22 protein-coding genes are annotated in these 25,769 nt (G+C 43.3%); 10 read left to right on the top strand and 12 right to left on the bottom strand.

All coding sequences use genetic code 11. The annotated features are described in order from the left end of the window. Positions 1-347: 347 nt before the first annotated feature. The 3 genes from MusilaSJ_RS14370 (at position 348) to MusilaSJ_RS14360 (ending at position 3,755) form a co-directional block, all read left to right on the top strand. A complete protein-coding gene (locus MusilaSJ_RS14370; protein WP_274985653.1) occupies positions 348-896 on the top strand; it encodes a hypothetical protein in 549 nt (182 codons plus the stop codon). Positions 897-1,041: 145 nt separating this feature from the next. Beyond that, positions 1,042-3,285, top strand: a complete 2,244-nt coding sequence (locus MusilaSJ_RS14365) for a CRTAC1 family protein (protein ID WP_274985652.1) — start codon at positions 1,042-1,044, stop codon at positions 3,283-3,285. 89 nt (positions 3,286-3,374) lie between these two features. Beyond that, entirely contained in the window at positions 3,375-3,755 is a 381-nt protein-coding gene (locus tag MusilaSJ_RS14360; protein ID WP_146750346.1) for a hypothetical protein, read from the top strand. Positions 3,756-3,882: 127 nt separating this feature from the next. Here MusilaSJ_RS14360 and MusilaSJ_RS14355 read toward each other — a convergent pair whose 3' ends face one another. From MusilaSJ_RS14355 to MusilaSJ_RS14345, 3 genes are all read right to left on the bottom strand, one after another. Beyond that, entirely contained in the window at positions 3,883-4,689 is an 807-nt protein-coding gene (locus MusilaSJ_RS14355; RefSeq protein ID WP_274985651.1) for a hypothetical protein, read from the bottom strand. Positions 4,690-4,716: 27 nt separating this feature from the next. Continuing rightward, positions 4,717-5,463 carry a hypothetical protein gene (locus MusilaSJ_RS14350; RefSeq protein WP_274985650.1) on the bottom strand — a complete coding sequence of 249 codons (747 nt, stop codon included), beginning with the start codon at positions 5,461-5,463 and terminating at the stop codon, positions 4,717-4,719. A 165-nt stretch (positions 5,464-5,628) separates the two neighbouring features. Further along, positions 5,629-6,975, bottom strand: a complete 1,347-nt coding sequence (locus tag MusilaSJ_RS14345; protein ID WP_274985649.1) for a BamA/TamA family outer membrane protein — start codon at positions 6,973-6,975, stop codon at positions 5,629-5,631. A 240-nt stretch (positions 6,976-7,215) separates the two neighbouring features. Here MusilaSJ_RS14345 and MusilaSJ_RS14340 point away from each other — a divergent pair, with 240 nt between their 5' ends. After that, positions 7,216-8,949, top strand: coding sequence for a glycoside hydrolase family 13 protein (locus MusilaSJ_RS14340; protein WP_274985648.1), 1,734 nt, complete (start codon positions 7,216-7,218; stop codon positions 8,947-8,949). A gap of 123 nt (positions 8,950-9,072) precedes the next feature. Here the strand turns inward: MusilaSJ_RS14340 and MusilaSJ_RS14335 are convergent, their stop codons facing one another. The 3 genes from MusilaSJ_RS14335 to MusilaSJ_RS14325 all read right to left on the bottom strand — a co-directional run bounded on the left by MusilaSJ_RS14335 (position 9,073) and on the right by MusilaSJ_RS14325 (position 12,504). Further along, on the bottom strand, positions 9,073-10,704 hold the full coding sequence (locus MusilaSJ_RS14335) for a GH35 family beta-galactosidase (RefSeq protein ID WP_274985647.1): 1,632 nt from the start codon (positions 10,702-10,704) through the stop codon (positions 9,073-9,075). Positions 10,705-10,803: 99 nt separating this feature from the next. After that, positions 10,804-11,823, bottom strand: coding sequence for a nucleoside hydrolase (locus MusilaSJ_RS14330; protein ID WP_274985646.1), 1,020 nt, complete (start codon positions 11,821-11,823; stop codon positions 10,804-10,806). A 63-nt stretch (positions 11,824-11,886) separates the two neighbouring features. After that, complete coding sequence (locus MusilaSJ_RS14325; protein ID WP_342457005.1) at positions 11,887-12,504, bottom strand: SMUG2 DNA glycosylase family protein; 618 nt, start codon at positions 12,502-12,504, stop codon at positions 11,887-11,889. A 204-nt stretch (positions 12,505-12,708) separates the two neighbouring features. Between MusilaSJ_RS14325 and MusilaSJ_RS14320 the strand changes: the two genes are divergently transcribed. The 6 genes from MusilaSJ_RS14320 to MusilaSJ_RS14295 all read left to right on the top strand — a co-directional run bounded on the left by MusilaSJ_RS14320 (position 12,709) and on the right by MusilaSJ_RS14295 (position 19,170). Next, the gene (locus tag MusilaSJ_RS14320; protein WP_274985644.1) at positions 12,709-14,070 is read left to right on the top strand and encodes a hypothetical protein; all 1,362 of its coding nucleotides are present in this window, start codon (positions 12,709-12,711) and stop codon (positions 14,068-14,070) included. A gap of 152 nt (positions 14,071-14,222) precedes the next feature. Next, positions 14,223-14,966: an SDR family oxidoreductase gene (locus tag MusilaSJ_RS14315; protein WP_274985643.1), complete on the top strand. Its 744-nt coding sequence runs from the start codon at positions 14,223-14,225 to the stop codon at positions 14,964-14,966. A gap of 63 nt (positions 14,967-15,029) precedes the next feature. Then, positions 15,030-15,917, top strand: a complete 888-nt coding sequence (locus MusilaSJ_RS14310) for a glutamate--tRNA ligase family protein (protein ID WP_274985642.1) — start codon at positions 15,030-15,032, stop codon at positions 15,915-15,917. A gap of 198 nt (positions 15,918-16,115) precedes the next feature. Continuing rightward, entirely contained in the window at positions 16,116-16,964 is an 849-nt protein-coding gene (locus tag MusilaSJ_RS14305) for a phosphatidylinositol-specific phospholipase C/glycerophosphodiester phosphodiesterase family protein (protein ID WP_274985641.1), read from the top strand. A gap of 22 nt (positions 16,965-16,986) precedes the next feature. Continuing rightward, the gene (locus MusilaSJ_RS14300; protein WP_274985640.1) at positions 16,987-18,150 is read left to right on the top strand and encodes a glycosyltransferase family 4 protein; all 1,164 of its coding nucleotides are present in this window, start codon (positions 16,987-16,989) and stop codon (positions 18,148-18,150) included. Between the two features lie 132 nt (positions 18,151-18,282). Further along, on the top strand, positions 18,283-19,170 hold the full coding sequence (locus MusilaSJ_RS14295; protein WP_274985639.1) for a PfkB family carbohydrate kinase: 888 nt from the start codon (positions 18,283-18,285) through the stop codon (positions 19,168-19,170). 237 nt (positions 19,171-19,407) lie between these two features. Here the strand turns inward: MusilaSJ_RS14295 and MusilaSJ_RS14290 are convergent, their stop codons facing one another. From MusilaSJ_RS14290 to MusilaSJ_RS14265, 6 genes are read right to left on the bottom strand one after another with little or no spacing between them, the layout of a single operon-like run. Further along, positions 19,408-20,169: a tetratricopeptide repeat protein gene (locus MusilaSJ_RS14290; RefSeq protein ID WP_274985638.1), complete on the bottom strand. Its 762-nt coding sequence runs from the start codon at positions 20,167-20,169 to the stop codon at positions 19,408-19,410. Between the two features lies 1 nt (position 20,170). Further along, positions 20,171-21,988, bottom strand: a complete 1,818-nt coding sequence (locus MusilaSJ_RS14285) for an aerotolerance protein BatD (RefSeq protein WP_274985637.1) — start codon at positions 21,986-21,988, stop codon at positions 20,171-20,173. Positions 21,989-22,012: 24 nt separating this feature from the next. After that, entirely contained in the window at positions 22,013-22,762 is a 750-nt protein-coding gene (locus MusilaSJ_RS14280) for a TPR repeat aerotolerance protein BatC (RefSeq protein WP_274985636.1), read from the bottom strand. Beyond that, positions 22,759-23,799, bottom strand: a complete 1,041-nt coding sequence (locus MusilaSJ_RS14275; protein WP_274985635.1) for a vWA domain-containing protein — start codon at positions 23,797-23,799, stop codon at positions 22,759-22,761. The genes MusilaSJ_RS14280 and MusilaSJ_RS14275 overlap by 4 nt, the downstream gene beginning before the upstream one ends. Positions 23,800-23,803: 4 nt before the next feature. After that, the gene (locus MusilaSJ_RS14270) at positions 23,804-24,808 is read right to left on the bottom strand and encodes a vWA domain-containing protein (protein ID WP_274985634.1); all 1,005 of its coding nucleotides are present in this window, start codon (positions 24,806-24,808) and stop codon (positions 23,804-23,806) included. Further along, complete coding sequence (locus tag MusilaSJ_RS14265; protein WP_274985633.1) at positions 24,805-25,767, bottom strand: hypothetical protein; 963 nt, start codon at positions 25,765-25,767, stop codon at positions 24,805-24,807. Before MusilaSJ_RS14265 ends, MusilaSJ_RS14270 begins: the two co-directional genes overlap by 4 nt. Between the last annotated feature and the right edge of the window lie 2 nt (positions 25,768-25,769).

The following is a 25,769-nucleotide window of genomic DNA, read 5'->3' as shown; positions in this document are numbered from 1 at the left end:
TATATAAGCGAATGTTAACCCTGAATTGTGTTAACCCTGTTAACCCCCTTTTGTTAGTAAAAAGGCAATCCAACTCCAACTATATATATGGCTTAAGTATCTGAATAAATTAAAGAAAAGCTGATCATGATTTTTGATACAGCCTTTGTCTGTTTTTATTTTGCCTACTCGCTATGCAGCGAAGTCATAGAAAGGGTGGTCTGGCTGAGCGCAGACCCGGGGGAGTCAATTATGCGCCTGGTATTATATGTTTTAAATCCCGTTAAATAATATTTAATTGCATACTAATATAAATAAAGCTTGAAAATATCGTTTATAAACCTCATCTTTAGATTATTGTAACCCATTTGAAAAAGATCGTTGCCTTAATATTGCTGAATATTTACCTGCTTAACATTGGCGGGCAGCTGGCGTTGCATCAATACCTGGTTTATAAATCGGACCGGTTTTTTAATGAGCAGGTTGGGAAAGGCCTGTATAATGTAAATGACCTTACCGAAGTCACTATCCCGGTTAACTTACCTGCTATTCATGATTGGCGAACTTTTGAAAATATATCCGGACATATTACATTTGGAAACGCCACCTACAATTACGTAAAAATGCGATTGACGAAGAATGCCCTTCACCTGATGTGCATTCCTAATTATAAAACTACCCGCTTTGCCGATAGCAATGTGCTTGATGCAAAAGGAATAAAGGGTGCCCCTGTTTCTCCCAAAGAGCATGTGCCCTTTGGCAAAATGGTTTTAAAGGATAATGTAAACCTTTCATTTGTACAATTTGAATTTTACTGCCCCGTGATGCCTTTGCCGAAAAACGTTGTGCAACCTGTGCAATCGTTAGTAAGTTCTCATCAGGATATTCCTGAACAACCACCCAAAGCAACCTGCTGATTTTCTCCATTTAGTTCATTTACCGACCGGCATTTGTTTTAATGTCTCTGGTCATGTTGTCCGAAATTTCTATTAACAATTTAATATCACATCTATCGCAGGTAAAAGCCTTGGCATTTTATCCGCGAGGGTATATAAAAATCCTATGATAAAGAAAAAAATTGCCGCCGCGCTTGTGCTGCTGTGCGGCTTCACCATAATGGCATCATGCCAGAACCCATCTAATGAGGAGATGGCCCAGGTGCTGAAGCAGATAAATAAAAAGAATAACACCATTTCAAACCCGTTTAACCCCGAAATGAAGTTGGCTTATTGCGATTCGCTGCTTAACATTAAACGGCTTGCCAAAAGTCAGGAGGTTTTATTTTCAAAGGCCTCGCTGCTGTTAAAGGCCGGGCAGGAGCAGCAATCTGTAAACATTTATAAGTACCTGATGGATAATATCGACTTTATGTCGACCGATGAGATGCTGTCTGAGCAGGCCATAGCTTACATGCGTTTGGGTGAACGGAGCAATTGTATGCTTAATCATACCGGCTCATCATGTATCTTCCCAATTAAAGATGATGGGGTGCACAAGATCCAAACTGGCTCAAGAAAAGCAATTGAAGTATATAAATCATTGTTAAAACTTCGCCCCGATGATTATGAATCGCGCTGGTTGGTCAATATAGCCTATATGACGCTTGGGGAGTATCCGCAAAAAGTGCCCAAAAATGTTTTGATCCCTAACCTTAATGTCGATTCGGATACCGCATATCAGGTTAAACCCTTTGTTGACGTGGCAGCGAGCCTGGGCCTTAACATTAACGGCCGGGCCGGCGGCGTCATTGTTGATGATTTTAATAACGATGGCTACCTTGATATCATGACATCTGGCTGGGACCTGAGCGATCCCATGCATTATTTTCAAAATAACCAGGACGGTACGTTTAGCGACCGTACGGAAACCGCCGGTTTAAAAGGGATTACCGGGGGGCTGAATATCCAGCAAACAGATTACAACAATGATGGTAAACTGGATGTTTTTGTTTTGCGTGGCGCATGGCTCACCAAGGGCTTCGGCAACCAACCAAGTTCCTTATTGCGCAACAATGGCGATGGGACTTTTACTGATGTAACCGCCATAAGTGGTTTATTTATGCTTCACCCTACTCAAACTGCAACCTGGGCCGATTTTAATAACGATGGCTGGCTGGATGTATTTGTAGGTAATGAAAATTCAGAATCAATGTACAATGTTGATGAATCAACCTGCCAGTTATATATGAATAACCGTAATGGCACATTCAGCAACATAACCACGGCTGCCCATTGCGGTATTAAAGCTTTCGTAAAAGGGGTGACGTCTGCCGATTATGATAACGACGGCTTTGCCGACATATTTATTTCAACCATGGACGGACGCAAATACCTGCTTAAAAATAAAGGCAAAACCGAAGCCGGGATTGATTTTGAAGATGTGACTATGCAATCGGGCCTCGACCAGATCAAACAACGAACCTTTACTACCTGGTTTTATGATTATAATAATGATGGCTGGCCCGATTTGATGGTTGCTAACTATCATTTTGAACGTACTTTAGGTTATTACAGCGCTGCCGCCGCTTTGGGCAAAGCTGTACCGGAGGCTGGCAACATCTATCTGTATAAAAATAATCATGACGGTACATTTACCAACGTAACCAAAGAAGCCGGACTTGATAAGGTAGTTTACAGTATGGGTGCCAACTTCGGAGATATTGATAACGATGGCTATCCCGATATGTACTTTGGTACAGGTAACCCCGATTTTAAATCGCTGGTGCCTAACAAGTTTTTCAGAAACATCGGCGGGAAAAGATTTGCGGATATTACTTCCTCATCACGTATGGGAAATTTGCAAAAAGGGCACGGTATTGCATTTGCTGATTTACGGAACAACGGTCATCAGGATATTTTTGCCGAAATGGGCGGGGCTTATATCGGCGACTCATACACCAGCTCATTGTACATGAACCCCGGCATAAGTAACAACAACTGGATCAGCCTGAAATTGAACGGTACAAAAGCCAATAACGCCGCCATAGGGAGCCATATTAAACTCACTTTTACCGAAAATGGGGTTAAACGTTCTGTTTATAAAGATGTTAACTCGGGCGGGAGTTTCGGGTCTTCGCCTTTGCGGCAGGAGATAGGAATTGGCCAGGCAAAGGTAATTGATGAAATTGAGATAAAATGGGCAGGGAGTGGGGCTGTGCAGCACTTTAAAAATGTTGCCCCTAATCAGTTTTTAAACCTTACCGAGGGTAATGCACAATACAAAACCGTCCAATTAACAAAATTGATTTTCCGCAGTAAAAACATGCCGGGTTGTATGCCTATGCAAATGGCAGCCAAAACAAATTAAATTATGTTTCTGTAATAGAAAATATTAGCCCTGGTTTTATACCAAAATAGTTACATTTATATCAGCAACAATTAAAATAAATCTTAACCATGAGAAAACTCTTATTACTATGCTGCATGTTCATTGGATTGGCTGCAGCAGGCAATGCGCAAACCAAGCCCGGTGCCAAACCTGTTGAAAAATCAAAAGACCTGCAAAAGCAATTAAAGCTCACTGATAAACAAACCGAAAAAATTGCGGTGATATACCAGGAATCATCCGATAAGTTTGAAAAGATCAAAGCTGCTGATAAAGGTGATAACACGAAAATGATGGTTGATATTAAGCCATTACGGGAAGCTACCATCTCAAAGATCAAAGCTGTTTTAACTAAAGAACAAACAGTAAAATATGATAAGCTTTTGAAAGGCAGCAAAGCAGCAGGCGGCAGTGGCTGGGGTGATGGCTGGAGCGCTACAAGTGGGCAATAACCGGTTTCAGTAGTAACAAAATAACAGGCCGCTTTTTCTTCTGATCAGAGCGGCCTGTTTATTTATAAAATTTGTTAACCGCAGACCGGGCTATGGCAGATAGCTTATATCTTACCTTAACTGATTCCTAATCCAATATCTCTATTGGCCGGTTAAGTACTTCTTGCAGCGGGATCTTTTGAATGCTCTTATTTTTTTTGATGTAGTTTAAACTAACCGGGATGAGTATTGGCCCGGCGGTAACATACCATCCCGGCGGATCGCCGCCTTCTGTTAATCTCAAGAAGCCGTCGCTTATGTAAAGGGGTATAAGCCATGCGCCTCCGGTATCCATTGCGCCAAGATCTATTTGCAGGGAATTAGAATGGAAAGATTTAGCTGTACGTTCCGGATCTGTAAATTTATTGATATCGGTAGGGTCATACATTTCACTTACTTCATCAAGCTTTAAACGGTTGATATCGAGCTTTACAGATTCTGCTTTGCCCTTTCCAACTTGTTTAACAATTAAGCAGGCAACTGCCGTACCCCTTGGCTTCAGCTTTTTTTGCCTGTATAAGGATGTAAATTCCTCCAGGTAAGTGGAAGAGATTCCATAGTCGGGGTGATAGCTTCCGGCAGCAATAAGATCATCTATTTCGTTCTTCATTACCGGGTAAACCAAAGGGCTGTGATCCTTTTGGCCGGCAGCAGCTTTCATCTTATGGTATGAGGCTATGCTCATTTCGCCATAACCAATTTCAAATTTCGCATTAGCGGTGTCCAACTGCTTAGTAAGGCTGTCCAATTGTTGTCTTTTTGTGGTATTTCGCTTTTGCCGGGCAACATAAAAATACAGGTTGCCAATGATCAAAATACAGCCAGCCACTATCAGGATAGGGGCGAGGTTGTTTTTAGGTTGTTTGGCCGGTACTGGGTTTTCGTTATTTTCCATTCTTATGAATATCTGATCATTGTCAAACTATCCGCGGCCCTGCACCCCTTCGGCCAACCGAACCGGGCTCAGCATTTTTCGTACTGCTAATGATTTCCGGGCGGTATCTGCCGGTTCTGTATAGCGGATATTATCCGGCAGAAAAATAGTTTTTGATTCAATTTTCCATTGCCTGTTTTTATTGGCAGGATTTGGTTTATCGTAGGTCACGAATAACGGGATTAAAATTCCCTGCCCGGTTGAAAGCCTTGAAGGTAGTTTTATAATTTGTTTCACAGCGGTGCCCTTGGCCCTGATCTGGCTGTCATAATCATTTTTGCTTTGAGGATTTTCAGTAACAGTGAGCGGCTGGTTAATATTGAGCTTGCTCATGTCAAGCTCAATGTCTGATGCATCGCCCTTGCCTTTGTTCTGGATCATGAGGCAGGTGATAAACAGGTCATAATCAATAGCCGTCGTGTCGTTAAAAAGCTGGTCGGTTTTCTGAAGGTTTTTATCTGAAATTTCATTGCTGAGTATGGGATAATCAAGATAAAAGGCATTCTTTTTCCGTATGGCACTATCCCCCCCTGCCAGGGCATAAATATCATTGGCCATGCTGATATAGGAAACTTCCAGGCTGGCCTTCAATTGGGGGTTAACCGGCGGGGGTGGATCTTTCTTAATCAGATTATACCCGGTAGTTAGTAAACCTAAAATAACAGTAATTACGCCCAGCTTCAATTGCAGGCTTTTCCATATGCTGTCTTTATCGGCTGTTTTCTTTTTGGCCATGCTTTCCGGTTGATATGGTTAGGATGATCATGTAGTTGTATTACATGGTTGTTTCACAGGGGCTTGTAATATAAAATTAAGAATAATAAATTGATTGTAAAGGCGGAGTTTACAAACTAATCGCTAAAATCAATGCCTCCGGCAAACAACCGCAGGTACTGATATTTAAAATGCTTCATTCAAACCCAAAAAGAACCCTTTTGAACCATACCGGCCAAAGGCATAGTCAAGACAAAGATTGGTACGGGTTGCTTTATTAAATAATACGCGCAAGCCGCCGCCATAACCCGGCTGCCATTGCTGAAATATTTTGGTACCCGACTCATCATTGGTTGTTTGCAGGTTGGCAAATGCCACGCCGCTTAAAAATTTATTCCGCAGTATCGGGAAACGGTATTCTACTTCCGAGTAGTTGTATTGCGTGCCCTTAAAATATTGTACTACATACCCCCTGCCACTCCGGAAGCCCGGATCTTTGCCGGTGCCGGGTAGTTCAAGGTAGGGGATGTTGCCACTGATCAAATATGATCCCCAGTTCCAGAAGGCAACAACATGTTCGGGGTTTGTTTCCGACAGGCTGAAATACTTTCTGAAATCGGTAGTGAACTGCACCGCGTTTTTGGAGCTTCCCATCCAGCTTTGATTAATGCGGAAGCCGGCATCGACGTAAATCCCTCTGTAGGCCCGGTTTTGATTATCGCGGGTAGTGTATTGCAGGTTAAAAAGCAAGCCGTTAGCAGCATAATGGTCGCGGGCAAATCCATGGCGGTCGCTATAGATATTGTATGGGGTAAGATCAGTTGTTGATTTGGTATCCTCAATTTTTCGCCTGATATCAAAAGAAGCGCCCGCACCTAAAAATAACCCCTTATCAATTTCTTTGTATACCTTCTCGCGGATATTATAAAATTGCGAATGCAGCGCCCTGCCTTTACGCCCGGGGTTGGCCAGCACCTGGTCGGCTTCGCTGCCGCTTGATGCCTGGCCAATTCCCAAACCATAATCGGGCGAAACCGTTTTGGCTGCAACCAAACTGCCCTGAAAATTCCATTTATTACCCGGTGTGTACACGTTGTGGTTAATATAAAAGTAAATGATACCCTTGGTGGTAATAGAAGCCGAAGTAGCTGCTACTGATAACAGGGTATTAGGATCATTCCCTAATTTTTTACCGGCTACGGCCTTGATCCCAATTTGTGACCCGATGGTTGGATTGGACGCCACGTTGGGTATGATGGTAATTCCCGACGACTTTTTATTGGGGGCCGCAGCCGGTCGGCCGGGATGCAGGATGTTGCGCACCAGGTCGCCAAAATCATATTGTTTATATAAAGTATCGGTCGGTTTGGCCGGTTGTACTATTGTTTCTTTAATGCGCAATGAATCGGCCTTTACCGAATCGGCAGGTACAGGTACCTGGCCGAAGGCATGTACCGATATGCCTGTAAATAGTATGAATAAAACTGTTTTTAAAAGCAGGGTAGAAATTTTATGTGGTGATTTGTGATGCACGCTAACGGATATAAATATTTAAAATTCAATTTATTGACTGTGTAATTGTGATGGGTATTAGCTCATTTCTAAACCGCGAAATGTGCATAATGTTTGAACTTTAAATTTGTGAGGACGCTAAGGCAACGGATTTAGTTGCATTATTTTTTGTTCCGCTTAAATATTGCTACCTTAATATTCTCTTGTTATAAACCGCAGAAAATCAATTCTGTCCTGCTGAAATTTTAACCAATTATGATCATGAACATATCTTATATCCGTTTTGTGGCCCTCATTGTTTTTATGTTTGTCGCCTTCTCAGGGGCTGCGCAAAACAATCAAGGCAGAGCAGACACTATTGACCGTAAATGGTGGAAGGAAGCCGTGGTTTACCAGGTTTATCCCCGAAGTTTTAAGGACAACGATGGAGATGGCATCGGCGACCTGAAAGGCATTATCTCCAAACTTGATTATATCAAAAGCCTCGGTGTTGATGTTGTTTGGCTTAACCCAATTTACAGCTCGCCTAATGACGATAATGGCTATGATGTAAGCGATTACCGCAACATCATGAAGGATTTTGGAACCATGGATGATTTTGATGCTTTGCTGAAAGGCATGCATTCCCGCGGTATAAAACTGGTGATGGACCTGGTAGTAAATCATAGCAGCGATGAACACGAATGGTTTAAGCAAAGCAGGAGCTCGCGCAACAATCCGTACCGGGAATATTATCACTGGTGGAACGCCGAAAAGGGCAAACCCGCTTATCGCTACAGTTTATTTGACGTAAATCATGATGCCTGGCGTTATGATTCGCTTACCAATGCCTATTACCTGCATTACTTTTCGCGCAAGCAGCCCGACCTTAACTGGGAAAATCCAAAACTGAGGAATGAAGTATACGGCATAATGAAGTTTTGGGCTGATAAGGGGATTGACGGCTTCAGGCTGGATGCTTTTCAATTTGCTGCAAAGGATACTACCTTTCCGGCCTTTCCGAAAGGGTTTGAAAAAAACTTTACCCAATATTACGGCGTACAGGGCAATTTGCACGGATACCTGCAGGAAATGAACAGAGAAGTGCTCAATAAATATAACGTAATGAGTGTGGCCGAAGGTGCAGGCAATACTTTTGAAGACGGCCATAATTTAGTTGATGCCGACAGAAATGAATTGAACATGGCTTACGCATTTGAAGGTGTGGATATTGCCAAACCCGAAGGCTATAGCGTAGTTCACTTAAAACAGGTATTTACCAAATGGGATAGTGCCTTTGCATCAAAGGGGTGGCTATCTATATTTCTGGCTAATCATGACCAGGCCCGGCTGGTAAGCAGGTTTGGCAATGATAACCCGGAATTTAGAGCGGTATCCTCAAAAATGCTGACCACTTTTTTGCTGACCATGCGGGGTACACCCTATTATTATAATGGCGATGAACTGGGCATGACTAATGCCGGTTTCAGCACAATTGATGATTACCGGGATGTACAAACATTGAATGAGTACCAGCGGAAAAAAAACATAGGCGCCGATTTACCGGCATATTTAAAACGGATAGGTTTTGAAAGCCGGGATAATGGGCGCACTCCATTTCAATGGAACAGCACGGCCAATGCCGGTTTTACAACGGGTACACCCTGGATAAAGGTAAATCCCAATTATAAAAGCATCAACGCTGTTGCGCAGGATAAAGATGCCAATAGCACGTTGAATTATTTCAGGCGGATAGTAAAATTAAGGAAGGATAATCCGGTACTGGTATACGGAAAATATACATTACTCGATGCACAAAACCCCGGTACTTATGCCTACACCAGAGAGTTGAACGGCAGGAAGCTGCTGGTACTCCTGAATTTTACAAGTAAAACAGCTCCGGCTCAAACAGGTATGAATTTGGGTAATGCAACGGTTTTAATCGGCAATTATCAAAAGCCATCAAAAAATGGCACGCTGATGCCGTATGAGGCGGTGGTTTATGAGGTGAAATAGGAGGGGTTTAACGTGTAGAGACGCATAATTGCGTCTCTACGGTACAGAGCCTCATTTAATTGAAAATTGCATGCGTGACCTGCCTGCGAGAGACGCAATTATGTGTCTCTACATTAATTAATTTTACCTCACCACCAACGAGATCTGCAATACCCTCGGCTTATCGCCAATTGCCGGGCCTCCCCAGTCTGTTTCATCGCCATTGAGGATCCGAAGCGATTTAAATACACCGTTTTCATACCAGCCTTCCTCAACCTTAAGGTATTGCCATGCCTTACCTGCGTTGCTGCCGGTCGGCCGGAAAGTGATGCGACAGTTTGTACCGGCCATGATAAATTTATTTTCATCAAGGCTAACAATCATGGCTTTACCGTTATGGTCTTTATTTGGTTTAAGTTCACCACCCCGGCCGCTGCCAAATTTTATAATGGCATCCCAGGCACCAAGTTTAATGCTTTGCTCCGCACCGTCTTCATGTTCAACAACGGCTTTGATCTTGTCGTCAAATACCCATTGCGCCATCTCCCTCATCATAGGAGCTGCCATTGCGTATTCCTGCGCAAACGGTGCAAGGCGTTCCGCCAGATGTTCATCGTTTGAACTATCGCCATTATCATCAATCCCGAAAGGTGAAAAGCCAATACCACCGTGGGCCAGCACATCATAAAAATATTTGGCATTATCAGCAATTAAACCAGCCTCGGGTACAAATAAAGTATTATCCGCACGGGTATATAAGTCAATTACTTTCAATATCCTTTCACTACCCGACAGGTAAATATCAGGAGCAAGCAAGTCGATGGATGGGGCAGCGACTTTCCAGATCGGAATCACATTATCCGTTGCACCGCCACTTTCATAATGGGTTGCCATCGGATTGGTAAGCGGATCACGAAGGGCCACGTTTATGTATAACGGCAGCGGATATTCCGCTTTGCCGGCTGCTGCAACTTGTTCAATAAAGCGGGCTATTGACCAAGCCTGGAAATATTCGTCGGCCCTGTCGCCAAAAACTTGTTGCCACGAACCTTTTGAAGTTGCAGGTACATTAAGGGCTTTCAGTATGGCCGGTTTTAACAGTTGGGTCGGCACACCGCCCTCAAACAGTTTTTGTGCTTTAGCTGAATAGTCGCGAACGGTGTCCCATGAGCCGGGTTCGTTTTCAACCTGTACCATGATAACTGTATGCTGCGTATCTGCCTGCTTTAAGTAACGCATAACTGCCGAAAACGCTTTGATATCAGTATCTAAAGTGGCTTTTGAATGAGGTGAAGGCGAGTCAATGGGCTTGCCTGTTTTACCAGTAATGTTTGGATATTTTTCTGCATCGCGCTTCATCCATTCGGGCATGTAGTGGTTACTGCCGTTTTTCCAGGTACCAAACCATAATAGTACCAAATGAACGTTATGCTGCCGGGCTTGGGTAAGCAGTGTATCTACCAATGTAAAATCAAACTTTCCGGGCTGGGATTCTATCTGTTCCCAGTAAATGGGTACTTCAAGCGTGTTAAGGTGCATTACCTTGGCCGATTTCCATACGCCTGGCATTAAAGCGGGCCATGCACTTGAGTTGTGCGCCTGTCCGCCCAGCATCAAAAATGGTTTACCATCAACTAAAAACGCGTGCCTCCCATTTTTTTCGATAAGCCGGGGTAGCGATGCATCATTAGTTTGGGCAAGGGTTTTCCCCCCCGCAAATAATAGTGATGTAAGCAGGAGCGTGTTCTGAGTTTTTTTGCCAATTATTTTAAGCATGATAACAAAGGTTTATGACCATGCAAAATAATTACAAAACAGCGCTTTTGGTAATACTAAATAAACGGTTTATGGTTAAAAATATACCAAATGCAGCGTTTATTTTGCCAACTCCAGCTTGGCAAAAAAATCATTAAACATGAGGTTGATATCTAACCTGCGATAAACACGGATATTACGGCCCTTGGCATTATAATCATATCCCCCTTGCGCGTTAATAAGCGGGCAGGGCTTTAACACATATTCACTTGATGATGGATCGGCTTCAAAGGATGATTGCAGCGCGGTAAGCAACACCAGCGGACTATCACCTATGATATAGGTTTCACCCAAATTAAGATGATATTGCTGGATGAGCTTCATGACGTTTTCAAGTGCGCCAGCCAGGTATTTCCCTGTTTCGCCTTGCGGCTTTACTTTAAGCAGTAATTCTGAGTAGGAAAGTATGGCCTGGCGATATCCATCCCTCGGAATCTGCCATAATTTTAGCTGAGAATGGTTAAACACAGCTCTCGCCGCATTGATATCGATATTGAGGTTATACTCGGGGCTGCTGTAATTGGGTGGGGGTAGTGCAAGATCGCTGTACTCAGGGCCGCCAATCCACACCAGTGTGAGTTTGTCGGCAATTTTAGGTTCGGTTAGCACTGCCGACGCAATTTCGGTAAGCCCGGCACCGCAGAGGATATAAAGGGGCAGTGAGGTATCTGTACGGGATGCTTCTTTAATGATCAGATCGACAGCTTTACTTTTTACCGGGGTACTGTCGTTTACCATCGCGGTGTTAGAGCCTGCTATTACCGGGAATTGATCTTTGATTTTTAAAACAGCCAATAGCTCGGCAGCTTTTTTTGCAGCATTGTCGGCCTGGGTTTTAGATTTGTCGAACCCGTCATTGGCATTCAGGTGTGAGCCTATAACTCCTCTCACCTCAACCGATGGAGAAAGTACTAAATGTGTAAGCGCGAACAAACCATCCGGGTCACCGCTAAAATCGTTATCGATAATTACCCTGATGCGTGGAGTAATGAGCTTATTGGCGGGAGTTGATTGGCCTTTTGAAATGATAGGAAAAATAAACAACAGGAGCAGGAATGGTAAAAACTTGCTTTGGGTCATGGCTTAGAGGTCAATTGGTTATAGCACACAATATAAGCTTTTTGTCAAGAAACAAGTATCATTTTATCCGGCAATACTTGCAAAGGCTTCAAGATATTTATCAATATAAAATTGCTTGCTTGCCGTTTTGTATTGCATAATAAAGCGCGGATGTTCCAGGGCTATGATCTCGCCAAAAAAGTGGTACTCATCATTTAGTTTGCGCAGGAAAGTTTCATTCTTGCCGGTACCAAAGCAAAAACATTTATCGGTATTAATGCCCAGGTCAATCTGCTTGTGGATGTTTTCGATCATGAAATGGTAAACGGCTTTGGTTAGTTCCTTACTGTCATAATAGTTATAATTTTTTTCTTTGCCATTGGTATCGATATTGGTAAAGCCAAGCGGACAGGGAGAATTGATATAGATTTGCTTATAAAAGGCTTCCGGTCCGCCAAAGGCATTGATCATCTCGTAAACAAATACCGATGATGGTTCGTGCGACATTTTGCCTTCATAGTTGATTTGGCATTCGGAGATTAACCGCTTAGGATCCGTAAAAGGGATGCCTGTTAAACCGCCGCCAAACCTGCCGGGATTGATGCCCAGAATGATATGTCGCTGCTGGTTATCATCATAATACTTGTGGTAAAATTCATCAACAATACGCATGGTTTGCGGATGTTCCTTAAAAGGGTTCATGATTCGGATGCCTTGGGGTAAAGGATCGCCAGTATAAGTTAGTTGCTCATTGAATTGGATAATCCGGTCTGCAAATGTCATAACTCAAATGTAGCATTAGTTGAGCAATTGTTTTTTGATGTGTTGAGGCTTTCTACTTTAGTGTTTGTAACATTTGACTTATTTTGCGGGCGATAACGAAACCATTCACAGTAAGGGGGGCTTATGTCAAAAAAGAAAAAAGGGAAAGTAGTTGCCATGAAGCCAACTCAGCTAAGCCCGGAAAAGTATATTAAAACGCAGGCGCGTACGCTGCCTGTGTTTGAATGTCTGATCAACGATGATTGGGAGACTTCCGGCTTGTGTAATGTTGTAGTGGCTCGCCAACATAAAAACGGAAATATAACAGCAGGCATTTATCTCGTAGATATGTTTTGCCTGGGTATTAAGGGAGCTCAATACGAATTCAATTTGTACCAGGACGACTACGAAGATTTAAAAAACAGGTTCAATTGGGAAAGGTGCGATTATGTACTTGCTCATAATATCATTTTTGGCGCGATAGCATACGCCGAAGATTACGGATTTAAGCCGCACAAAGAATTTGAAACAGAACAGTATATTTTAGAGGAAGATGATGAAGCGATAGAGCTGATGGAGCTTGATTTTGGATTAAATGGAAAACCTCATTATGTATCGGGTCCTTATGATGACGCTGTGAAAGTCAATAATATCATAGCTACACTTGAACGAACAGCGGGCGAAGGCAATTTTACTTATACATATCTTGGAGATGGATTTGACGATATGGATGATGACGATTTGGATGACTGGGACGAAGATGACTATGATGACTATGATATTGATTATCCCAATGATGGAAACGAATTGGGAGCAATGCTGAAACTTCTGAAAAATGTAAGTGAGACCTACGATGCTAAAATAAGGACGGAACAAGCCCGGCAGATATTATCAGAGCGTTATATTGGCGCTAAGTATGAACTGAGTGAAACAGAAGGCGCATTGGAAAACAATCGTTTTGATAGTGATGAAGAGGCGGGCGATTATTACAGGTTAAGAACGATTATTGCCAACAAAGAGATTGTTCCGGTAAAAGAGTTTGAGGACGCCCGTCTAAAATACCCGGCAACTCCTGCATTTTACAACCTGCTGCAAACAGCTTACATTAACAACCAACAATACGATGAGGCCGAGGATACCATAACTTTAATGTACAATGTGTTTCCTGATTATTTCCCGTCACTTATTAATTACGCGGGAATGCTTTTTGTGCACGAAGAGCCAGAAGCAGTTTTAGCCGTTTTTAATGGCAAGCCCGATCTTAATTATTTATATCCTCATCGCAAGGTTTTTCATGTGGGCGAAGCATTGGTTTATTATGCCTGCATGTGCCGTTATTTTTCTGCAATTGACCAAATAGATTCAGCTGATATGTATATGAATGCGATGCTTAAATATGCGGAAACCGACTTATTTAAGCAGACGGAGTTGGCAAAGTTTGCAATTATGGATCTTTTTAAAGCAAAATTTGCCGCTTTAACAGAGGGCGGATTTTTAGGTAAGTAATGTGCCTAACGCGTTTGGTATTTAAGGTGGACAATGTGTTGCTTATTGGCATCTCGATAATAAAGTTATTTGATATTCACTTTTTACCAAATGGTAAGTGGAACCGGTTTTTTACGGTGGAAATTTGTGGTGTCTAAAAAAGAATAAACATCATGAATAATCAAATTGAAAGTAAATCGTCATTAAATGACAAAAGGGTAATTATATTGGGTGGCAGTACTGGTATAGGCTTTGCGACAGCAAAAGCTGCCGCTGCCGAAGGTGCTAAAGTTGTGATAGTTTCAGGTAATCAAAGCAAGATCAATAACGCATTAAGTCAATTGCCGGAGGACGCTGAAGGCTACGCCGTAGATCTATCGCACGAAGAAAATATAAAATCTTTTTTTCAGCAGACCGGTAAGTTCGATCACCTCGTTTATACCGCGGCCGAAAATCTTAATCTTTATAATATCAACCAAACAGATATTGAGGCTGCACGTAAGTTCTTCAACCTGCGTTACTGGGGAGCTTATGCTGCTGTTAAATATGGCACCCCGTTCATTAACGAAGGCGGCTCTGTAAACTTAACCGGCGGAACTGCGGGAACGAGACCTGCTGCAGGCTGGTCAATAGCCAGCAGTATTTGCGGTGCCATGGAAGGTTTGGTAAGGGCCCTGGCTGTTGAATTGGCTCCTATACGTGTAAACGCTGTGATACCGGGCGTAATTGACACCAACCTGTGGGATAGCATGCCTGCCGAAGATAAAGAAGGACTCTACAATTGGGCAAAAAATACACTGCTGCTCGGCCGTGTTGGCCATGCGGATGATGTTGCCCTTGCATTTGTTTACCTTATGAAGCAAAGTTTTGGAACAGGATTGAATTTAGTGGTTGACGGGGGGACTTTGTTGGCGTAGCCAATTTTTTCCATTCCACCTCCATCTTTTGTATCTTGGCGCGTTCATCAATCCTAAAAACAATTGACAGGCGCACCTACACATTTTAATAAAACCCGCATTGCACCAACGCCAAGCGGGTTTTTGCATGTGGGTAATATCTTGTCGTTTGCTATTACTGCGGCACTGGCCCGCAAACACGGGGCTAAAATCTTATTAAGAATTGATGACCTTGACCGCGCAAGGGTTAACCGCGAATATTTAACGGATATTTTTGATACGCTCCGATTCTTAGAAATTCCCTGGGATGAAGGCCCGCGGGATGCCGATGATTTTGAAACCCGGTTTTCACAAATTCACCGGATGCATCTGTATAATGAAGCCCTTGATCAGTTAGCCGCAGGTGGTTTTGTTTTTGCCTGTACCTGCTCGCGCAAGCAAATGAGTGAAATAGGACGTTGTACTTGTTTAGATAAGCAGATCCCCCTAAATACTCCGGAAGCAAGCTGGCGCTTACATACAGATAATGCCCGTGCATTGCAGGTGAAAAGCTATGACGGTATAATTATCCGAACACAACTACCTGCCGAAATGGAAAATTTTGTGGTGAGGAAAAAAGACGGTTTCCCGGCTTATCAGCTTACTTCTGTTATTGACGATCTGTTTTACGGCGTTGACCTGATTGTGAGGGGTGAAGATCTGTGGGCGTCAACATTGGCTCAGATCCAGTTGGCGGCTGTGTTGTATAAGCAGGATTTTAATGATATCGTATTTTATCATCATCCGCTATTGCTTGAAGCGGATGGTAAAAAGCTATCCAAATCGGCGGGCTCAACATCCATCAGATATTTAAGGCAGGAGGGCAAAAATGCAGAAGATGTATTTATGCTTATCTCAGATCTGTTTTCGCTTCCCGAAACGGCCTGTAACTGGCAGAAGCTTGCTGCATCAATTCTTCGCAAATTGTCATAGCTTATTAACACCTCTTTATAAAATGCATATTTAATGTGAATCGGCCTTAATCGAACGGTGTCAATTCGTATATTTTAATGTGATGAAAATGTTAAGTCATTTACAATAAATTAAAGCATTTGGTGCTTTTACTTTACCATGACATAACTGCCTGTACATATCGGAGGGGTAAATTTGTAGCAACAAATACAAATTACGATGCAAGCAGCATTTTGCCACAAGCACCTGAAATTTCTGTTTTTTGTTATCCTTACCTTCAGAGCCATTACCTGCCAGGCTCAAAACAGCCCCCTCTCTAAAGGTTTCGCGCACAATGACTACTGGCATAACCGGCCCCTGTACGATGCCCTGGATAACGGTTTTCAAAACGTAGAAGCTGACATTTACCTGCGCGATGATGAATTGCTGGTTGCACATATGCTGCCCGCTTTTCAAAAGAAGCGCACCTTGGAGCAGCTTTATTTAAAGCCCCTGTTTAATTGTTACGAAGGCAAAAACAGGGAGGTGGTGTACCCGCTTGCTCCTGTTACGCTGATGATCGATATCAAATCAGACGCCGAAAAAACTTATGCAAAGCTGGCAGAAGTATTAAAGCGCTACGCACCAATGTTATCGAGCTATAATAATGGCGAAATAACAGAAGGCAGTGTAACCATCGTTATAACCGGCAATAAGCCATATAAGATGCTTCAGGCACAAAGGCAACGCTATGCTTTTATTGATGAAGACCTGATGCAGGTGCATACCGATACACTTTCAAATACCGTTTATAAAACTGCCAGCTGCAAATATTCACGACTGATTAGCTGGACCGGCAAAGGCCCGATGCCTGAAGATCAGAGACAATTGCTTCGCGATTATGTAGCCGCTGCACATCACTATAAAAAGAGGGTGCGCCTGTGGGCATCCCCCGAAAATAAAGAAGTATGGAAGGCCTTGCTTGAATGTGAGGTAGACCTGATCAACACCGATAAATTAGCCGAATTAAGAGAGTTCCTGATGACGGGGCCGGAGCCTGTAAGATATGCTAAGGTGAACACCAGGTAATAACCACTAATCAATCAATAAGATGAAAAAGATCAGAGTAGCATTTTTCGCCGAGATACTTATTGAAGATTTCGATGGTGCAATACGCACCATGTATCAGCTCATTAAACGGATTGACCGGAATATTTTTGAGTTTCTGTTTATTTACGGTGCCGGCCCGGATAGCATAGCCGGATTTGAATCATTAAAAGTTCCGGCTTTAACATTACCAATTAACACGGGTTACACCATGGCTATTCCCGCCCTGGTAATGAGTGAGCTAAAAGAAGAGATAGATAATTTTTCGCCCGATGTTATACACATTGCCACGCCATCGCTGTTAGGCAATTTCGCGTTAAAATATGCTACCCACCGTGGCTTGCCTGTTATCAGCATTTACCATACACATTTTATTTCTTATATCGATTATTACCTGAAACATACGCCATTCCTTATTAACAAGGTTAAGCAAATGATGGCCGAAAGCCACAAGGCTTTTTATAACCAATGCGACCGGGTATACGTGCCTTCAATTACTATGAAAGATGAGCTGATTGATATGGGAGTTGATACCTATCGCATGAAGCTTTGGCAAAGAGGTATAGATACCGTCCTGTTTTCGCCCAGGCATAAAAAAAGTCTGCGTTCTTTGACGGGGAATGATAATCCCGCCATTTTGTTTGCGAGCCGCCTGGTTTGGGAAAAAAACCTGGAGACCTTGTTTGAAGTCTATGGTATAATGCAAGATCGAGACCCCGAAGTTAACTTCATAATTGCGGGCGATGGGGTTGCGCGCAAGGCCTGTGAAGCGAAAATGCCCAAAGCAGTGTTTACCGGTAAGGTAGATCATAAAAGGCTTTCAGTTTTATATGCGTCATCTACTCTGTTCCTGTTTCCTTCGGTATCCGAAGCTTATGGCAACGTTGTACTTGAAGCCATGGCATCCGGGTTGCCGTGTGTTATTGCAGATGGCGGCGGTTCAAAGGATTTTATAGAACAGGGCATTAATGGTTTTAAATGCGAGCCATACAATGCCGGCTGCTATGTTGAGCGGATTGAATTACTGCTTAAAAGCAATAGCCTGAGAGAACTGTTTATTGAAGAAGGGCTTCAATACAGCAGTCGTTTAAGCTGGGAGCGTCTGGCATCGGTATATTTTGATGATTTGGCTGAAATGGCTGGGGCGGATGTGCTGAGCATCGTATAAATTTTAAGCAATTCTTAAAGTGATTTTCCTGTCACAAAACAGATAACTTCTTGTACACAAAATCCTATTTCTTACATTTGCCGTTTGTTTTAATAATAGGGGCTGACTATCAAATCATAATAGGGGATTTTCATGTACGATATTTGTTGTGTAGGGCATATTACGTTGGATAAAGTGGTAACACCGCAAGCGGTGAAACATATGGCTGGCGGTACTTCTTTTTATTTTTCAAACGCCATCCGTAATATGGACGTGAGTTACACCCTGGTTACCTCGCTTGCTTTGAGCGAGATGCCGGTGGTTGAAAAACTCCGCGGCAAAGGCATCGAGGTCCATGCAACAACAGGCGGCGAAACAGTTTACTTTGAAAATATCTACTCTGTTAACCAGGATCACCGCACCCAACGTGTGCTGCAAAAAGCCGATCCTTTTACCATTGAACAACTTGATGAGATCCAGTCGCGTGTATATCATTTGGGCCCTTTACTGGCCGATGATATCTCGGTGGAGTTTATTAAAGACCTCGCTCAACGTGGCAAACTTTCTCTTGACGCGCAGGGCTACCTGCGTAAAGTAGAAGATAAAAACGTAGTGGCTATCGACTGGCCCGAAAAACGAGAAGCCCTGCAACATATCCACATCCTGAAAGTGAACGAGCACGAAATGGAAGTACTCACCGGTATTACCGATATCCACGAAGGTGCCAAAGTGCTGAACGAATGGGGTGTTAAAGAGGTAGTGGTAACACTGGGCAGCATGGGCTCTGTTATTTATACCGGTGGCGTTTATTACCAGATCCCGGCGTATAAACCGGTTGAAGTAGTTGATGCTACAGGTTGCGGCGATACTTATATGGCCGGTTATTTATATCAGCGTGCCAAAGGCAAAGGTTTCCAGGAAGCGGGCGAGTTTGCTGCCGCTATGGCCAGTTTTAAGATCGAATCATCGGGCCCTTTTACCGGAACGGAAGAGGATGTATTGGAGTTGTTAGCGAAACACAGCTCAAAGCCGAATGCTTAAGGCTGAAAGCGAAAGGAAAATATACTGGTTCAAGTTTAGCGATAGCGTAACTTGGATCCAAAATGGATTAAGCTTTCAGCTTAACTGAATACCTGCAATTGGTAAACAACGGAAGCAGAATGCTTCCGCGGTTTTAGGACGAAGTTACGCTATCGCTAAACTTCGTCCAGTGAAAGGAAAGGAATTAAAAAGACAACCTTCCGCCTTTTACCTTTATCCTTTCACCGCCTCAAAAAACTATATCTCCTTAGCATCAGAAGCATTGATCCAGCCCTCGTTGCCGCTGGCGAGCCTGATCTTCATCCAGCCGTCATTATCTTCTAAAATTTCAACCTTGGTGCCATCATGGATCAGGAACAGGTTTTTAGCGTTAGGTGCTGGTGCGCTTTTTACATTAACAGATGTGCTGAAGATGATAGCGCCGTGATGGGCATCAAAGTATTGATCCTGGCGACTTGCAACAAACATGCTCGCAAATCCGAAAAGTAAGATTACCAAAGCCGAATAAAACGACCATTTTTTAATGCTTACCGAATTAGTAAACCTATACACGATCAGCAATGCACATCCCGCTATAAAGAACAGGATTGTCACCACCGCCAAAGTTGTTAATGAAAAGTGGAGAATAAACGAGTGCCACCATTTGGTTATGAAAAATTCGGTACCGGCCTCCACCTTATCGGTTGTTTTTTGATTGGCAAATTGGATATTGAAATTGATATCCTCATCGCCCGGCGAAAGTTTGTGCGCCTTTTCGTAATACAGCAGCGCGGATGGCACATCTTCATTTTTAAAGTAGGCATTGCCCAAATTATAATAAACCAATGCCGATTGGTGCCCGTCATCCACAATTTTTTGATAGGTGGTTATAGCTTCTTTATACTGACCTTTGGCGTATTGGTCGTTCCCTTTTTTTAGCAGGATATTAGCTTCATCGTTAGCTAATGCATATATCGGCATAACGATGATGAGCAGTAGGTATATAATGCGCTTCATCATGTTATATTTTATTTTCAATGTTATTGATCATGTTCTGGGCCTTATCAAACACCTGTTGCGCTGTAATGCCCGATACCGGTGCATAGCGCGCCATTTCGCAAAGGTCGAGGGTGTCCAACATCTCATTAATGAGGCTTTCATCAAGTGAACGGGCTTTCAGCTCTGATGCTATTTTCTCACGGTTCAGATCAGCGTAAGGAATATTAAGCTTATCACTCAAATAACCGTACAGACCGCGAAACAGGTTTTCATAAAATGCTTTTTTATCGTTTAACTGCAGTTTGGCACTGGCAAGGTGTTTGGCTGCCACTTTACCCGCCTTCCTGCTTTTTAAGCCTACCACGTCGGCATTGTTTTTATCGCGCCATTTGCCGTAAACCAAGGCTCCAAGAAAACTTGCCGGACCAAAGATCAGCAGGAAATAATATAATCCTGAACCGTAAAAATCGCTGCCTACTTCGTTTAACTCGCTGCCGGTTTTTATGTAGCGGATGTCATTGCTCAGCACCTTAACATCCTGCTTGCCCGCGTTTGAAAAAGCGGTAACATTACTGCCATCGCCGGTGCCTTTGGCAACCTTAACATGAAATGCCGGGGTGCTCAATGAAACATACCTGCCTGTTGCGGGGTTAAAGTAGGCAAACTTAACAGGATCGATAGTAAAATCGCCTTGGTGCCTTGGAATCAGCAGATAGGTGTATTTCCTGTTGCCTGATGCCCCGCTGGCATTTATGGTAATGGTATCCGTTATTTTAGGCTCGTATTTTTCAAAATCAGCCGGGAAACTTGGACTTATCGGTTTTAATAATTTCAGGTTTCCTGCACCGCTTACCTTTACCTGGAAATTGATGGCATCGTTGGCCTTAACATCATTTTTATCAAGTGAAGCCTCGATATTAAATTTACCCACAGCACCGGTAAACTCGGCGGGTTTGCCTGCCAGTGGCAATGGTTTTACGTGGATAACCACAGGCGCGCTTTTAACCTTATATTTCACATCCTCGTATCCGCCAAAAAATGCATCGAAGGGATCGCCTGATGATGAAGCAGCTTGCTGCCTCACTATGAAGTTCATGACAGAGGGCTCAATGGTGATATTACCCTCATGCTCGGGGAATAGCACCGTTTGTTTAATATCGGTTACGTTGTACCGTACACCATTTAAAATCTCGGTGCGCCATTGGGCATTTGGATTGTTGTTTTTGATCTCCTGGCTGTAAAATCCGTTAAGATCGGGGATTTTTTCAGGTTCGCCGTTGGCGATGTTAACCCGGGTGTAAAGGCGCAGGTTCATCATGATCTGCTGACCCATATAGGCCGTTGTTTTATCTACCTCGGCACGTAAAAACAATGATTTGGAGATATCGCTTACACGCCCTTTTTGAATGTTGCGGCTATCGGGGCCGTTACTGCCTTGTTGCTGGGCCTGCTGACTGGCCTGGCCGCCCTGGCCTTTTACTACTTTAATTTTAATCGGAGCAGTACTGTAGGGCCTTCCGCCTGCTACAATAGTAGCGGGGCCAATGGTTATTTCACCTTCTTTTGTTGGTACAAGATCATACCCATATGCTATGCTTGCCGAAGTAACCCCATTAATCATAGAAATGCTATTGGATACATTGGGACCTCCAACCACCTGGAAACCGCCAAAAGCAGGCGGCGCAAAACGATCGGCATTGGCGTTGATGGAAAAGGTAACTTCAAGTACTTCGCCCGTGCCTATAGTGCTTTTATTTACCGATGCCGTAAACTTTACCTGTGCAAAAACCAGGCTTGAGCAACACAACAGCAGCGTTAATATGGAAAGTTTAATTTTCATTAGTATCTACAAAACAACAAAGATTTACCAATCTTTTGAAATAGGCACCTTAGCACCTTTTAATTTTTTATTCTTAAGCTTATCCTGGGTTTGCTTTTCATCATTGTTAAGGGCATCAAGCATCCGCTGGGCATCATCTTTTGACAACTGATTTGGCTGTTGCCCCTGCTGATCTTTCTGATCCTGTTTTTGCTTATCCTGATCCTTCTTGTCCTGGTCCTGCTTGTTTTTATCCTGGTCTTTCTTATCGTTCTTGTCTTTATCCTTATTGTCCTTATTATCTTTGTTCTTATCCTTGTTTTTGTCCTTATTATTATTGCCCCCGCCGCCTTTATTCTTGTCCTGTTGGTTTTTTAGCATTTTTTGGGCATAAGCAAGGTTATACCGGGTTTCTTCATCTTTAGGGTTATTAACCAGCGCTTTTTTATAAGCGTCGATACTTTCCTGGTATTTTTTTTGGGTTAAAAAAGAGTTACCAATGTTGTGATACGCGCCGGCTTTCACATTTTTATCAATGGATGCAGTTGCCAGCTTATTGAACTGTGCGGCTGCATCATCGTACTTTTTCTGCTTAAACATGGCGTCGCCAAGGTTAAAATTGCCCTCAAGGGTTTTGGCCTTTTTGCTCATGGCCTGGCGGTATGCGGCTTCGGCCTCTTTATACTTTTTTTGCTGATAGAGTTCGTCACCCTGCCTCAGGTATTTCCTTTCCTGCTGGGCAAAAAGAAATGAAGCCTGCAGCACTAATAAAATGGCTATGATATATTGCTTCATGTGTTTTTTACTTCAAATAATTTGATCTTGCTTAGGCGCATGTTTTTGCGGATAGAGATAAAAAACTCGGCCAGTAACAGGACAAAGGCAATGGCCAGGAAAAACTGGAACCTGTCTTCAAAATCCTTAAACTGTTTGGTATCCGTCATTTTGCGTTGCACCTTGGCAATCTGGTCCATCACAATATTAAGGCCGCTGTTGGCATTGTTGGCCCGCACGTAAACACCGCTTCCTGCTGCGGCAATCTCCTTACCCATGGTTTCATCCAGCTTGCTAACTACAGGATGCCCGGTGCTGTCATTATGAAAACCAACTTGTTTGCCGCCCTGGTAAATTGGAACCGGCGCGCCCTCTTCAGATCCTACACCAACTACGTTCACAGTAACATTTTTGGCTAAAGCGGCTTTGGCTGCCGATACAGCATCATCCTCATGGTTTTCGCCATCGGTAATAATGATCATGGATTTACCTGTACCGTTCTTAAAGTCAAACGACTGCATCCCCAGGTTAATTGCAGCGCCAATAGCTGTTCCCTGTGTTGGTACCATTTCGGTATTAATGGTATTGAGGAACAGTTTAGCTGCCGCATAATCCGTAGTTACCGGGAGCTGTACATAGGCCTGGCCCGCAAATACAACGATGCCAATACGGTCGTCATGCAGTTTATCAATCAGCTGGGATAATGCACGCTTGGCGTTTTCCAGGCGATTAGGCGCTAAATCTTGCGCCAGCATACTGTTTGATACGTCGAGCAGGATCATCAGATCAGCGCCTTTGCGTTTTACCTCCTCTGTTTTTGAACCCAATTGCGGATCGGCTATGCCGATAACAACAAGGGCATAGGCTAAAATGAAAAAGATGAACTTGATCCAGGGGCGTGAAAAGGATACCTGTGGCATCAGCTGCATCACCACCTCCTTATTACCCAATGAGGCAATTGCCTTACGTTTCCACCAGTTTACCCTCAAAAAAATAAAGAGCAGCAGCGGAATAGCAAGCAATCCCCATAAAAATTCTGTATTTGCAAAACGTAGCATGCTGTTATGTTATAGCTCCCTTAAGCAGGGTGTGTCTTGTTAAAAATTCCAACGATAAAAGCGCCAGTGCGATAATTGCGAACGGTAAAAAGCGCTCTGTTTTTTTGCGGTACTGGGTAACATCAATCTTGGCTTTTTCCAGTTTGTCAATCTGTTCGTAAATATCCTTCAATGCGCTGTTGTTGGTAGCCCTGAAGTATTTGCCGCCGGTAATGGTGGCAATTTTGTTCAGCGTACCTTCGTCAATATCAACCTTCATGCGCTGGTATTGTACACCCATTGGCGTTTGAACAGGATAGGGGGCATAGCCGTTGGTACCTATACCAACTGTATAAACCCTTACACCAAACTGTTTGGCAATTTCGGCAGCGGTAACCGGAGGGATAGAGCCCGAATTGTTTGAACCATCCGTAAGCAGGATCACTACTTTACTTTTGGCTTCGCTATCCTTTAAACGGTTTACAGCTGTTGCCAAACCCATGCCAATGGCGGTTCCATCTTCAATCATCCCGTTTTTGATGTCGGCATAAAGATTTACCAATACCGAGTGATCGATGGTGAGCGGACATTGCGTAAAGCTTTCACCACTGAAAACTACCAGGCCGATCCTGTCATTAGGGCGGTTCTGGATAAAATCGATGGCGATGTTTTTGCCGGCCTCAAGCCTGTTGGGCTTAAAATCTTCGGCAAGCATACTGCCCGAGATATCTGATGCAATAACGATATCGATACCTTCGGTAGTGGTATCTTGCCAGCTTAACGACGATTGCGGTCTTGCGAGCGCAACAATTAGCGCAGCCATAGCTAACGAACGCAATATGATGCTTAAATGCCTGAAACGGGGCAGCATGCTTTTGGTGATCATGGCGAAACCCCTTACGGTAGGCATGGCCAGGTTACCCTGTAGTTGCTTTTGTTTCCAGATGTACCAGCCCACCATAAGCGGAATGCTGATGAACAGCCAGAAAAAGCCCGGATGAGCAAATTCTATTCCTTTAAACCAAATCATTTTGCCTCATCTCCCTTCACATCTGTTGGCCGGGCATGGGCTTGCGTGTCTTTAATAAAAGTAACAGCGTTTTCCATGCTCTTTTCATTTTCGTTTGCCGAAGGTTTCTCTTTGGCAAACTTCACCATGTCTGATAGCACAAGCAATTGCCTTAGCAGGTTCCTGTCTTCACTGGCTATGTCCATGTGCCGTAGGCTGGCAAAAATCTCTTCGGATGTTTGCTCCAGGGCTTGGATGTTGTACCGTTTTTCAAGGTACTCGCGCACCACGTCGCTCAGTTCAATGTAATATTGCTTAACCTGATCGTGCTGCCAGAGCTGTTTGCTTTTGATCTCCTCAAGCTTTTGAAGTGCCTGGATATGCAGCGGAATGTCGGGTTTAACCTCTTCAACAACAACTTCTTTTTTAGGCTTTTTGAGCAGATAAAATATCGAACCTCCACCAACAATTAAGCCTGCCAGTATACCTGCAATCAGCTTCCAGTTATCACGCAGCCAATCCCAAAAAGTATATTTAATGGTAAGCGGCTGTTTAATATCATAAAATGCTTTAGTTGTATCAACCGCAACAGTTCTTACATCAAGGTTTAATGTATCCGTTGGTAAATCACCTACCGGCGATTTAAATACGTACGACGGGATTACATACATACCACTGTCGAAAGCAGTGATAGTATAATGCCGGGTTATGGTTTTGATGGATTTATCGCCCGGGTCAAAAGCAGTATCGGCCTTAAATTTAACGAGCTGGATTTTTCCTATACTGTCGGCCAGTTTAGGAAACCCGATGCTATCCTTAGCATGAAAACGGATGCTTAAATTGAACTGTGTTTGTTCGCCTATTGCGATGGATTTTTTATCCAGTGTAGCCTTAGCCCCAAAGTTTTGTGCCCTGCCTGTTTGGTAAAAGCCTGCAAGCAATACCAACATAACCAGGGTGAATTTCATGTACCTGTTCATAT

The organism is Mucilaginibacter sp. SJ, assembly GCF_028993635.1.
Classification (GTDB): Bacteria; Bacteroidota; Bacteroidia; order Sphingobacteriales; family Sphingobacteriaceae; genus Mucilaginibacter.
Note: the sequence above shows the minus strand (reverse complement) of the source record. Positions and strands in the feature narration are given on the sequence as shown.